Annotated in this window: 11 protein-coding genes; 2 read left to right on the top strand and 9 right to left on the bottom strand. The window is 49.0% G+C overall.

The features are described 5' to 3' along the window. Positions 1 to 65 precede the first annotated feature (65 nt). Positions 66 to 1793 carry a terminase family protein gene (locus GT756_RS02265; protein WP_009486489.1) on the top strand — a complete coding sequence of 576 codons (1728 nt, stop codon included), beginning with the start codon at positions 66 to 68 and terminating at the stop codon, positions 1791 to 1793. Next, on the top strand, positions 1787 to 2848 hold the full coding sequence (locus tag GT756_RS02270) for a phage portal protein (RefSeq protein WP_009486490.1): 1062 nt from the start codon (positions 1787 to 1789) through the stop codon (positions 2846 to 2848). The genes GT756_RS02265 and GT756_RS02270 overlap by 7 nt, the downstream gene beginning before the upstream one ends. Positions 2849 to 3415: 567 nt before the next feature. Here the strand turns inward: GT756_RS02270 and GT756_RS02275 are convergent. The 9 genes from GT756_RS02275 to GT756_RS02315 all read right to left on the bottom strand — a co-directional run bounded on the left by GT756_RS02275 (position 3416) and on the right by GT756_RS02315 (position 12452). After that, the gene (locus tag GT756_RS02275; RefSeq protein WP_004213103.1) at positions 3416 to 5638 is read right to left on the bottom strand and encodes a S8 family peptidase; all 2223 of its coding nucleotides are present in this window, start codon (positions 5636 to 5638) and stop codon (positions 3416 to 3418) included. An 11-nt stretch (positions 5639 to 5649) separates the two neighbouring features. Then, positions 5650 to 6789 (bottom strand): AAA family ATPase, encoded by a 1140-nt coding sequence (locus GT756_RS02280; protein WP_004213102.1) that lies wholly within the window; start codon positions 6787 to 6789, stop codon positions 5650 to 5652. Between the two features lie 127 nt (positions 6790 to 6916). Beyond that, complete coding sequence (locus GT756_RS02285; protein ID WP_160124539.1) at positions 6917 to 9490, bottom strand: replication endonuclease; 2574 nt, start codon at positions 9488 to 9490, stop codon at positions 6917 to 6919. A 17-nt stretch (positions 9491 to 9507) separates the two neighbouring features. Beyond that, on the bottom strand, positions 9508 to 10464 hold the full coding sequence (locus GT756_RS02290; RefSeq protein WP_020316882.1) for a Dam family site-specific DNA-(adenine-N6)-methyltransferase: 957 nt from the start codon (positions 10462 to 10464) through the stop codon (positions 9508 to 9510). A gap of 232 nt (positions 10465 to 10696) precedes the next feature. Further along, the gene (locus GT756_RS02295) at positions 10697 to 11251 is read right to left on the bottom strand and encodes a 3'-5' exonuclease (RefSeq protein ID WP_223385443.1); all 555 of its coding nucleotides are present in this window, start codon (positions 11249 to 11251) and stop codon (positions 10697 to 10699) included. Positions 11252 to 11259: 8 nt separating this feature from the next. Then, positions 11260 to 11484 (bottom strand): hypothetical protein, encoded by a 225-nt coding sequence (locus GT756_RS02300; RefSeq protein ID WP_009486496.1) that lies wholly within the window; start codon positions 11482 to 11484, stop codon positions 11260 to 11262. A gap of 77 nt (positions 11485 to 11561) precedes the next feature. Further along, positions 11562 to 11825, bottom strand: a complete 264-nt coding sequence (locus tag GT756_RS02305; RefSeq protein WP_009486497.1) for a hypothetical protein — start codon at positions 11823 to 11825, stop codon at positions 11562 to 11564. A 15-nt stretch (positions 11826 to 11840) separates the two neighbouring features. Next, positions 11841 to 12218, bottom strand: coding sequence for a hypothetical protein (locus GT756_RS02310; protein WP_009486498.1), 378 nt, complete (start codon positions 12216 to 12218; stop codon positions 11841 to 11843). Between the two features lie 15 nt (positions 12219 to 12233). Then, positions 12234 to 12452 carry a hypothetical protein gene (locus GT756_RS02315; RefSeq protein ID WP_023328080.1) on the bottom strand — a complete coding sequence of 73 codons (219 nt, stop codon included), beginning with the start codon at positions 12450 to 12452 and terminating at the stop codon, positions 12234 to 12236. Positions 12453 to 12470: the final 18 nt, after the last annotated feature.

Genomic DNA, 12470 nt, shown 5'->3' on the forward strand with positions numbered 1-12470 from the left:
AGACCTGAAAGCCCGAGCCGCGAGGATCGCGCGCAGGTAATCTCCCTGCTCAAAAGGGGGAAGTGATGATTCAGGATGCGTTTATTCGATTGAGGGCAAAGCAGCTCTACTGGCAGGGTTACCCGCCCGCCGAAATTTCGCGACTCATGGGTATCAACTCAAACACGGTTTATTCGTGGAAAAAGCGCGACGCATGGGATGACACAACGCCCATCAAACGGGTGACGCAATCCATTGATACCCGTCTCTGCCAGTTGAGCGCGAAAGACAATAAAACCAGTGGCGATTTCAAAGAGATTGACCTGTTAACCCGGCAGTTGAAAAAGCTGGATACCGGGCAGGCCTCCACTATCAGCGGCGTAAAAAAAACCAGTCGTCGCAAGAAGAAAAACCACTTCTCCGAGGAGCAGATCGAGGCGTTGCGCTTAAAAATTCTCGACTCTCTCGCATGGCATCAGCGCGGCTGGTACGAACAACGAGATCAGCGTAACCGGATGATCCTCAAATCACGGCAGATTGGCGCTACCTGGTACTTTGCCCGCGAGGCATTGCTGGGCGCACTGAGAACAGACGTTAAGCACGACTACCAGCGCAACCAAATCTTTCTGTCAGCATCACGAAAGCAGGCGCTACAGTTCCGCAACTTCATCCGCAAAGCGGCTGAAGAGGTGGACGTCGAACTTAAAGGCGGCGAGCAAATCACGCTGTCAAACGGCGCAGAGCTGCATTTTCTCGGTACGTCGGCGGCGACGGCGCAGTCGTACACCGGCCACCTGCGATTTGATGAGTTTTTCTGGACAGGAAACTTTATCAACCTGCGTAAGGTCGCCGGCGCCATGGCAACACTTAAAGGCTTAACGCGTACTTACTTCTCTACTCCATCCAGCGAAAGCCATGAAGCCTATCAGTTCTGGACCGGCGATCGATGGAATGCGAAACGGCCTAAAGCGCAGCGCGTTGACTTTGACGTGTCCTGGAAGAAAACCCATAGCGGCGTGCTTTACCCGGACAAAACGTGGCGGCAAATCGTCACTATTCAGGATGCTATCAATAACGGCTGGGACTACACCGACATTGATGAAATCCGGGACGAAAACAGCCCTGATGAATTTGAAAACCTGTACATGTGCGAGTTCGTCAAAGACGGCGAAAGCGCGTTCAATCTTAGCCAGTTACTGGGGTGCGGCGCTGACGGGTATGACGACTGGCCCGACTGGAAACCGTTCGCCAGTCGCCCTATGGGCCAACGTGAAGTGTGGCTGGGCTACGACGCCAACGGCGGCAGCGGCAATGGTGATGCCGGTGCTCTGTCCGTGACGGTCCCTCCCCTTGTGGCTGGCGGTCGGTTTCGCACGGTTGAATTGAAGCAACTGCGAGGGCTGGAGTTTGAGCAGCAGGCGGCGGTCATCAAAGAGGCTGCCGAGCGCTACAACGTCACTCACATCGCCATCGACGGACAAGGCGTCGGGGAGGCGGTCTGGCAGATTGTTAAAAACTGGTTCCCGGCGGCTATTTGCTACCAGATGAGCCTCTCTTCCAAGCGCGCCCTTGTCCTCAAAATGTTGCAGGTCATCCGCGCCGGCCGCTGGGAATATGACCGCAGCGAGCAGGGCCTGGTCAGAGCCTTTAACGCTGTTCGCAAAGTTGTTACGCCCGGCGGTTTCATCACTTACGAAACTGACCGATCGCGCGGCGTAAGCCATGGTGATATGGCGTGGGCAACCATGCTTTCGATTATTAATGAACCGTTGGGCCAGGAAAGTGGCGGCGGTGGTTTCGCAATGGGATGGTAACTGTGAAAAAGAAATACGGTAAAAAGCCGATAGCCAGCACCGCCGGTTCTGACATTGCGGAGTCACTGAAGGCCGATCCCGCGTTGACAGCGTTCAGCTTTGATGGCCCTTATCCCGTGCGTGATATGGCCGATTTGCTGGACAATCTCTATTGCCTAGATAACGGGCGATACTATGAAACACCGGTAGATTTTTATGGGCTGGCTAAAGCTCCGCGCCAGAGCGCCTGGCATGAGTCTGCCCTGTACTTCAAACGTAATGTGCTCACCGGCTGTTTTATCCCGCACAAGCTGCTCAACCGTCAAACCTTCTCAGCCTTCGCGCTGGACTGGTTCACGTTTGGCAATGCCTACCTTGAACTACCGCGCAATCGCCTGGGCGGGCTACTTCCCTTCCGGCATTCACTGGCGAAATACACCCGGCGTGGGAGTACGGATCTCGATCAATACTGGTTCATCCGGCGCTGGAAAGAGGAACACTCGTTTAAACCGGGTTCAGTGTGTCACGTTCTAAATCCTGACATTAATCAGGAGGTCTACGGCATGCCCGAATATATGGCAGCGCTGCTGGCGGCCAGTTTGTCACACTCCGCTGATATGTTCCGCAAGCTGTATTACGACAACGGCTCCCACGCGGGATGCATTGTCTATATCGGCGCGGGACAAATTGACGATAAAAGCATGAAAACAGTCAAAGAAACGTTGACCGGCGCTCGCGGGAAAGGGGCATTTAAAAACGTACTGCTGCATGCGCCAGGAGGCGGCAAGGATGGCGTTCAGATCCTGCCGTTTCAACAGATCACGGCGAAAGATGAGTTTATCAACATTAAGAACGCCACCAGGGACGACATACTCGCGGCGCACCGTATCCCACCGCAGCTGATGGGCGCCATGCCAGCAGGAAATGGATCGTTTGGGGATATCGAGAAGGCCGCACGGGTCTACGCTATCAACGAGCTGACGCCAGTAATGGAGGCTCTGAAGGTGGTCAACGAGTGGCTAGGAGAAGAGGTGATCCGTTTCAACCCATATGCGTTGCTTACCCCTGAGAAATAACCGCCAAAAAAATTCAGTTTCTTTAAACAACATCAGCCATCTATACCAGGCCAGCGTTTTCGCTGGCCTCATCTTTACTGCTTAAAGAATCCCGCATCAGCGCCCCTCTGCGCGTCGCTGCTTTTTGCCTGCGCGAGAGGCATGCCTCTACCTAAAATCACCGCTCACCGTGACTCAGAACCCGTGAAATTGCGTATTCTTCCGCCTTCCCTACCCTGACCCGTTTGCGGGGGCTTGCCCCCCGTCACCTGCGCGCAGCTACCCTTCCATTTTTCGTGCATATACCAAACCGGCCTCAGACCGCACCTTGCATGGGCCTAAAAAGGAAAAAGTATATCAAAAAAATTGTGCAAATCTGCGCACTATTGTGCAAGAAAGAAAAAGACGAGGAACGGCCAACATGACCACAACTGGCTACACTGCACGTGAGCCCCTCAGCAGCCCGCTGGCAGGGGCTTTTCTAGTGTCTCAACCCAATACCCGATACGACGCAGATAATACCGACCCAATCCCTCTCTGTGCAGTGTTAATAAAAAAGCCTCAAACATGAGGCTTTTTGATGGATAATCAAGTTCTGACAGGTATAGTTGCTTGAGGCTGAATGGGTGCCAAGATCTGGTTATAACTTCGTAATATATCGTTATACAGATCCGGATGTTTATTTGCAGTTATCGTAAGTATCAATGCATATTTAATTTTCTCAGCTTTATTACCTTGTATCGCCCCTCCGCCTTGCCTCGCATTATAATGAATATCGAATACAGGTTTATTTAGAGAAGTGCCACGCATACTTTTTGATGCATGTAGCACTGTCTCCCACTTGCCCATATCAGAGCGACGCTCCTGCTCATTGGCATATTTTTTTAGTTCAAAAAAACCTTTGGTGTCAGCATTCTGAGCACCTTGTTTTTTCTTACTCTCATCAGGTCGGAACGATATTTCGAGTCCTGCTTTTGTGTAAGATGCTGAATCCTGAGGATCAACAGAAGTTGAAAAACAAAAGGTTGCAGTTAGGTTCACCATACCATTAAGACCGCCATCTGGTATTGGTAATGCTGCCCTCAGGTATTTGCCAGGTTTCAATTCTCCTTGATACACGATTCTGGCTACTCCATTGGGACTTACAATTATATCATTAATATTTTCAGGTAGTTTTCCCCAACCAACTTCTGCATGAGAATAATCTTTTTGAGAACATGAATGAATCATAAGCGCTTTGATCGCCAATGTTGTTAGATCTCCACCTAAAAGAGCTTTGATTCCAACCGCTGTACGTAATGCATATGGAGCGGCAAAACTTGTACCCATTTGAGGTGCGATTACTGGATTTGTATCGTCAGTTAGAACGTGAAAATATTCACGCTCTTCACCACCGAAAGTAACTAAGTCAGGTTTAATAACTCCAGGGCTTCTTCCAGGCCCCATAGCACTATATGAGGATCGCGCCCATTTGTTAGAGTCTGTAGAATTGGCTGCACCAATAGAAAGACCATTCACTGAGTCAGCAGGTACTTGAATTCTAGCATTGCCAGACTCTTTATCCATCTCACCATTATTTCCTACAGCGATTGTCATCAGCGTTTCACCATCGCTGAGCAGATCATCGATCACAGAAGTCCATGCATGAACTTCTGAATCCTCAATAGGCAAATTAGGCCCTAAACTTAAGTTAATGAATTGATACTGTCTAGAAAGAAGAACCTCTTCAATCAACCCTAGAGTTCTATAAAGTTCAAGAGGATGTTCATTACAGATGTCGGCATCTAAAACCCTCAAGTGATCAACATAAGAATATGGTCGAGGGGCCATGGTTCTGGCTTTTAAGGGGCCAAAAAGAAACGCTGATGTTACTGCGAGGCCATGCTGTAACGCATCGCTATCATCCGAAGCACCATCATCCATAACTCGATATGAATTAAGCCATTTCTGTATTGAGTGTTGTTTAGGCAGACCACCATCTAAAATAGCTACTCTTAAATCACTTACAGGTGGATCGCTGGGTAATAATGTTTGAATTTTAACACCCGAGGCTCTTTGTATTGGACGAATACCGCGCAGGGGAGGTACGGGGCGAATTACCCTAACAAATGTAAATAAGGATAAAGTCTCGATTTTTTCTTGACCGCACTGAACGGGGACAAACCAAAGATTACCCGCCGTAAAAGAAAGCTCTGAGTAAAGAGTAATGCCATTATCTTCGGCATAACCCATAAACGCTGATTGAACTAGGTCACTATTGTTACTCGGTAAAAGATGTATGCCAACCTCGAAGAACTCGCCGGCTTCCCTATTGCTAAAGGGGACTATTCTTTCTTCTGGCTTATAAGCAGAAAACATTTCAATTCGTGCGAAGTCTATCGCTTCGTCACTACCATCGTCTAAAGACTGTACCCATGGAATTATATTTTTGAAAGAAGAGCGTTTACCCGCCACAAAAATTTGGGTAGTTGGAAACTCTGTCACTTCGGCTTTGCGTTTCCAACCGTCAGGCTTAATTTTAACAGTCTTACTTCCTATTGATTGCAGGTTATTTTCCCGGAGTAAAGTATCCGGAAAAAAAGAACGAGCAATATAACTAGGGTTAAGTGTTAAAGTAGCTACAGCAAAATCATTTGGGCAAGCAACAGCTGGCAAATCATCCAAATCAGATGTTGCTTGTTCAACTTGAGGTATTAATCTCTGCTTTGCTTCAGCAAAAGTGTAAACCTCTGATTTATCCATTCCGCGTCGAGGGCCAACAACAGCACTTGCCAGCAATTCACCGCGACCTATTAAAAAATTAGTAGCCATTACCGTTCCTTTTATGCAACTGTGCCCTCAGAGGCACGATGTTTACGGATAGTATCTCGACTAACCCCGGTAATATCTGAGATAGAATGCTGTGAGAGCTTTGTCTCTTTACTGAGGCTTAAAGCCACCTCCAGCTTCTCAGTACGTTCCAATAGAGAAATCCTACTTTTTATAAACTCTTCAATTAATTCCTGATCAGATGCAATCCCTAATGCCACTGCTCTACGGAATTTATTTACTTCTTTTTCAATGTTGCTAAATGATTCATTTTTAAACGTTAAGGTCAAAATATCAACCCAGCGTGAAAACATTGCAAAATCAGGCCCTGAAAACCTTCTTAACGCATCAGAAATACTTGCAGCATCTGGTTTCTCGAAGTTAACTATCATATCGAAGCGGCGCCATAATGCAGGATCGATCAACTCCTCGTGATTTGTGGCCGCCAACAATAAAGAATTTGTCGGCCATTCATCAACTTCCTGTAAGATGACTGTTACTAGTCTCTTGAGTTCACCAATGTCAGAGTCGTCGCTACGTTTTTTAGCTATCGAATCAATTTCATCAAGTAATAATACGCATGGTTTTTTCTTTGCGTAATCTAATGCTGCTCGCAAATTATTACCGCTTTTGCCAAGATAACTACTCATAACAGCAGTTAAATCAAGGATATAAAATGGCACATTGAGTTGTTTTGCCAACCAAGCTGCCGTTAAAGTTTTGCCCACCCCTGGAGGACCTACGAAAATTGCAGATCGCGTCGGTGACAATCCCAAGTCGTTTAACCGTTGGATACTTTTGCGCTCGAGTATGAGCCTGTCTAATACCGATTCATTTTTTTCCGAAAGTACAGGTTTTTCAAGTTCATCTTTCAGAACTGGCGTCTTCAGTAGACTTAATCGCGATTCATCATCCACAGGCAAAGGCTGTGGGGAAACTGTGTGCGTGGGGCTAGATGCCTTACGCAAGCTGTTGTGGCTGTTCGCAGGTTTCGAACGCAAGTATTGATCAAGCTGAGCCGCCAATTCAGGTGATGAGTCACGATACTTACGAACTAAACGAGCGACATACAACCTAACATCATCATATTGTTCGGCTATCACCAGCCTAACCAGCTGGGCTAAATCAGACTGAATGCCGCTTAAATCGCCCATGGGAATCACAACCTCCTGATATACAACAAAAAAATAAAAACACATTCCGGACTATTTTAATAGTATTGCACTTATCATCCGAACATGAAAGCGTAATCCTATATAAAATCACAGTATGATTTGTGAATCACACTTCCCTAGCCGCCTGACGCCAACGGTTAATCAGAGTGTCCGCCTTGTGCTTCGCTAGAGTTTTTCGCCAGTGTATGTCCACCCCCGTAACTAACAGCTCACCAGTAACCGGATGTGCGCGATATACCGTATCCAGCACCGTCACTTCATTGCCGCGTGCCAGCTGTAAGGTCTGCGGTTTACTGATCAGCACCTTCTTCATTTTCGCCCATGACTGAACTAAGCCCGCCAGTCCGGCGATTTCCGGTGATAAAACCTGCTCTCTCCGCCTAATTTCCTGGGCGGCCTTGAGATAGCTTTCTGCCCTGCGGGTGTCATATTCGGTACAGTCGCCGACGGTAATGCTGTACGCCAGCGCCTCAAACTCATCGGCGGGGGATTTATGCCGCTGCTGTTTGTGGGTATGGATACCTCCCAACACTTGTTTTCGCTGTTCGCGTGTTAACTGACCAATCTCGAACTGTTCAGGCTCTTCCCGCTCATCTGGCACTGTCATTAATGGCGGTGAACCGGGATGCTGATTTGTTCGTTTTTTAACCTCGGGACAGTTATTGACACGAGTCCAAGGGGCGACGGGGTCGCCCTGGGCGGCGCTTTCAGCGCCTGGGTTAGCGGGAGCCTTTTTCACCATCTTCCAGGTATGGACATGCGTGCATATTTTGTTTTCCTTACCGGTGATTGGCGACCAAATGCCATAAATACGAATCCCGTGATCGCCATAGGTTCCTGGTTCGACTGTCGGCTCGTAGGCGGTATGAATGAGGTAATTTTTGCGGGGAACAAGTACACCGCCCTGCTTCATGATGTAAGTGGCAAAACAGCCAACATCAGCAGCAGCGAGCACAGCGTCCAGTTTTGGATCCATAAGTACCGGAGCGCCCGGTTTGCTGGTTTTCATTGCACGAGTTGCCTGCGATGCGAACAATCGTAACTCGCGGTACGCCTGGCGGCCTGGAATCCCAAAAAAACGAAATTGTTGAACACGGTGCAACGATGCCCACGCAGTGACGTGCTCGGCACTATCACGTAGTGATTTACCCGTCTCCTTGCTGACGGTGTCACCCAGCCCACGCCCATCGATGTTTTTACTGACGTACTTTGCAATATAGCTGGCCGGAGTCCCCTTTCGCGGGTCTATCAGCTTTGACTTGAAACGAGCGCCAGTGTTATTGCCAAGTTCGGCGCGATCTTCTCGGATAGCGAAACGACGCAGCAGCTCTGTGATTGCACGTCGATGTTTTTTGCGCATAAAACACAATAAATGCCAGTGCACAGTGCCATCGTGATGTGGTTCGGCTACGCGGACGCCGTACCAGCGCAGCTCTTTTTTGTGCATTGCCTTACGGAATGCCGCAAACGTATCAACCAGATAGTCGCTGCTTTTCCTAACTGTCGAGTGATCCCATGTAGGGTTAGGCTTCCCGTTCATCAGTGTGGCGTGGTACTTAGACGGACAGGTGATGGTATAGAACATGGCGCAGTCGCCACGCATTTCAGCTATCAATTCCAGGCCCTTGACACAAGCCATCATCTCATTACGACGGTGCGCCGGATTGCTGGCACTTGCAAGCACCACATCCTCCATGCTGAGCGTGTCGCCATCTTCGTTAATCAGATCATGGTTGCGGAAAAAATCCATCGCCTTACGGCGTTGTTCCCGCTTCTGCAACAGGATGTCATGGCTGACATAAGGTGATGCGTGCCGATGAACAAGGCACGCAGCCCGAAGTAACTCTTCCCGCCATTCGTTGCGGAGTTGCCACAGCTTACGTTGCCACCAGTCAGCACAACGCATACGGGCAAGCGCGCCCGGTATCAGCTCGTAATTAATCGGGTTGCGGCGATTATGTTTGCTGCGGAGCGCTTCATAACCCGGCGGGATAACATCAAGGCGTGACACTTCGGCCGCCACACGACGATAGAGCTCCAGTATTACGATGGGAGAAGCTAATTCCTCGGTCAGCATCTCACCGCAAAGCTGGATAAAAATCATATCAATGTGCGTTGCGACCAGCGTTGAAAGCCGCTTAACCTCCCGCTGATTCAGTTCAGCAAGTCGAAGGAGTTGATCAAGGCTATCCCTGCCAGCCATGGCCTGGAATGACAGCGACGCCTGGTTAGCACGGACCTTGTCAATTCTCACTAATGAGGGAGTAATGACCTCATTCAGATAGGTAGGCAAATGGCGCGGATCTTCTGATTTTTCCAAATACTTAATCCTTGTTTCCAGCGGCTTGCGCAGGAAACCAGGCAAGCTGGCGACGTCATCACGAATCAGGGTAAGAGGATCAACACGATGGAGTTCTGCATGTCGCTTAGCCTTCTCAATCAGCGCATCATTCAATTCGTCATAGTGCCAGGGATCGCAATGTGCAACAGAAAAGAGGTACTCTTCTGCTGCACGACTCATTGCTTCAGCCTGCTCGCGTTGATCGCTTTTATCCTGCTCATAAAGCGCAATCCAGACGGCCAGCGCAGAGGGTTTCCGTGCAGGCACATCAACAGCATAAGGGTTTACTGGCTGCTTTCTGGCATTCCAGCTCCATGCCAGGGATGTGGAGTCAGGCATAGCTCACCGTCGTTATCTTATTTTGCCAGGTCAACGCCACAACAAGCCGGCGCGCCAAACATTTCGGCATGTGTCGCATCGCCCATTACCGCCCCACAGTCCGGGCAACCTCCACCACCAGAACGACCGCAACCACCACACACGCGAAGAACGCCAATCACTTCACCGGCCATATCGCGGGTTTTGGCGCTAACGGAACGTCGAACTCTGAAGGCGTGGAGATTGAAAGCGGAGTAGATCTGGCGTGTTTCTGGTGTGTCGCTATTTGAGATGACCGAGCGCGTTCCATGCTGGCGATTAACGTCCAGTAGCGCCGTAACCAAAGCGCGGTGATCGTCCAGGGTAAATGGCTTGCCGTAAGCGGTAAAATTGGCTGTTTTGCTAGTCGGGATGTACGGTGGATCGCAGTAAATCACGGAGTCCAGGCGATTCCTGGCGACGTACGGAATGGAAGTACGAAAATCATTACAAAGAAAGAGCGCGTGAGTATCCCGCGCCTTTTCGGCAAATAGGCGCATTTCTGCTTCTGGAAAATAAGGCGCCTTATAGCTGCCAAATGGAACATTGAAACCGCCATCCCTGTTGGTGCGATAAAGCCCGTTAAAGCAGTGGCGGTTCAGGTATAAAAATGATGCAGCCCACCGTACAACGTAATCATCTGCACACTCGTCATCCCACGACAGGTGGTTGAACAACTTGCGCTCTTCGTAATAGCTATCTTCGTTATTGCCATTTCTGAATACGTTCCTGGCGATCAGTATCAATCTTTCAGGGTCTTCCCTGAGCGCGAGGAAGAAATTGATCAATGCGCGATTGCTGTCACAAAGCACATAGCGGCGGTATTCCGTATTCATAAAGACTGTGCCACTGCCTACAAAGGGCTCAATCAAGCAATCGGCTTTAGGTAAGTGCTTCAGCAGCTCCGGCAACACGCGGGTTTTACCGCCAGCCCACTTAAGAGGTGACTTAATCATTTGCGGCATTCCTGGTTATAGGTTTCATGGGTCATCAGTCGCCACTGCTTACCACCGTTTTTGCTGAGCAAACGCCAACGGAGGCCAATGCGGATCACGAGATAGGCGTGTGGCTTGACTCGGGTGTAATTACGCTGTCCACGAGCAAAGCAATTCAGGGCGGCAAGCGCCCTCTTACAAACCGGCAACGGCGCGTTACAAACAACAGACAGATGCGAATGCATGGCAGCCCTCATAGCGATCCAATGTGTGGAGAGGTCAAGCGCTGCCAGATTTCGCAGACTTGCTCCGCTTGATATCGCGCGTCAGTGAGCGTGTAACGAGCCAGGGCGCTTCTCGCATGAGGCGCATAGTCTGTGGCAGCAGCAAGGTCGAGAAGTGAACGAATGCAGCGGTATTTTGTGCCTTCAGGGAAAATGCCTGACACCTCTAAGCGATCCACGGCATAACGAAGTGAAACCAGTTTTTCCGGGGCATCTTTGAACCATACTAATAACGCCGCGTTCCGGGGACAGGTATTGTCGGCGATGAAAGCAGCAAGGCTGCAAAGTGCATCTTCTTCAGCTTCGGTTGCGCTCATTACTTCGGCGCGCCAGTGAGAGTCTTTTTTCATCCAATCGAATGCCGTACTAATGCTGATACGGCCCTTCAAGCTTTCAGATTTACGAATGTCTATCGAAGAATAAAAAACCTTTCCGATCTGCCCTGTTGAGGGTTCAAAAAACACAGCTTCAATGGCACACAGAGGTGATGACGGTTTCTTACTAACGTTAATCAAATCGATCATTACGTGATTCATGGTTTACTGCCCTCGCTGGTGATTGTTTCGTGGTTGGCTATCCACTGCTCAAGTGCTGAATAAATCTCTTCGGGGGTAAGGCCTTGCTCTTTCAGCAGGCCCATACGGATGCGCAGCAATCCGAGTAAGTGGGCGCGCTCGCCTTTGCGCGCATTGGTGCTGATTCCCATAAACTCTGGATCGCTTATTCCGCCTCCCGGCTTTATTGACGTAACCGACATGCAACCTCCTGAAAAAGGCAAAACGTATCCCCGGCAAAGTAAATGCCGTTATTTTTGAAGCGGGTTAATCAATTGTTTTAGCGCGATTCTCTTTTAATCTGCTTGAATATCCTTTCATGCCAGTAATACATGAAATCAATAAAGGTCATTCGCGCGCGATCGTGATTACCGCGAATTGCTTTTTCGAGCCCGTAAATTATTAAATCTTTAGACGGGCTTTTTGAACTAATGGTGATACGAGCACCATTTTTTAGATGTACAGTGAACCCCTGCTCGGCACTTTCCACTGCTTCTCGAATCAGCATTTCCTGTTCCCAAGATGTTTTTTCTTCGGTGAACATGGCGTACTCCGATGATCAGTTAAAGCGAGGGGGCTCCAGCCGCCAGGAGGCTCTAGCTCCCAGTTTCAGGTGTTCCAGGATCTCCGGTGTAACCTCTACGGTTACCTCCTGCGGTTGAACAAACTTCATAGCCTTCTTCAGTTGCTCAGCGTCCAGAGATAGCAGGTCGTATGGTTTAGGGATATCACCATCGGTGACGGAAATAATGATGTTGCGGAGTTCTTCAAGAGTGCATTCATCATTCTCGCCTTGAAGCATCGCGAAATGATAGAGGTGGGATACGCCGTGGCGTAAAAGCTGGAGAGAGTAATCATGATTCCATTCCAGAAACTCTTTATTGAAATGGAAGCATTGTAAAAGCGAGTTAATTTTTTCTGCATATTCGAGTTTCATTTTCGCCCCCAGAGATTAAAAAGCAATGAAGTGCTTTTTACTCATGATTCTGTCAATCGTTCGACATGCTTCTGATAAAGCAAAGTCGATGCCGTAATAATGGCCTGTGTGCGTAATTTGATAGCGCTGGCGGCTGTACGGTTTTTTGCGTGGGAGTTTCAGAATAGTAAAACCACAGTAGAGGCTGGTTTTGCTATTGAGCTGTGATACTGATCCGCGGCTACCGTTCTTCATATTTCCTCTCCTGAAACC

Source organism: Klebsiella sp. Q2 (assembly GCF_009900705.1).
In the GTDB taxonomy this organism is placed as follows: Bacteria; Pseudomonadota; Gammaproteobacteria; order Enterobacterales; family Enterobacteriaceae; genus Klebsiella; species Klebsiella quasipneumoniae.

Bases quoted from the DNA above. Each gene is read 5' to 3' on its own strand.
- GT756_RS02305 (WP_009486497.1), bottom strand. From the start codon at position 11,825: ATGTTCACCGAAGAAAAAACATCTTGGGAACAGGAAATGCTGATTCGA.
- GT756_RS02290 (WP_020316882.1), bottom strand. From the start codon at position 10,464: ATGATTAAGTCACCTCTTAAGTGGGCTGGCGGTAAAACCCGCGTGTTG.
- GT756_RS02315 (WP_023328080.1), bottom strand. From the start codon at position 12,452: ATGAAGAACGGTAGCCGCGGATCAGTATCACAGCTCAATAGCAAAACC.
- GT756_RS02300 (WP_009486496.1), bottom strand. From the start codon at position 11,484: ATGTCGGTTACGTCAATAAAGCCGGGAGGCGGAATAAGCGATCCAGAG.
- GT756_RS02280 (WP_004213102.1), bottom strand. From the start codon at position 6,789: ATGGGCGATTTAAGCGGCATTCAGTCTGATTTAGCCCAGCTGGTTAGG.
- GT756_RS02285 (WP_160124539.1), bottom strand. From the start codon at position 9,490: ATGCCTGACTCCACATCCCTGGCATGGAGCTGGAATGCCAGAAAGCAG.
- GT756_RS02275 (WP_004213103.1), bottom strand. From the start codon at position 5,638: ATGGCTACTAATTTTTTAATAGGTCGCGGTGAATTGCTGGCAAGTGCT.
- GT756_RS02295 (WP_223385443.1), bottom strand. From the start codon at position 11,251: ATGATCGATTTGATTAACGTTAGTAAGAAACCGTCATCACCTCTGTGT.
- GT756_RS02270 (WP_009486490.1), top strand. From the start codon at position 1,787: ATGGTAACTGTGAAAAAGAAATACGGTAAAAAGCCGATAGCCAGCACC.
- GT756_RS02310 (WP_009486498.1), bottom strand. From the start codon at position 12,218: ATGAAACTCGAATATGCAGAAAAAATTAACTCGCTTTTACAATGCTTC.
- GT756_RS02265 (WP_009486489.1), top strand. From the start codon at position 66: ATGATTCAGGATGCGTTTATTCGATTGAGGGCAAAGCAGCTCTACTGG.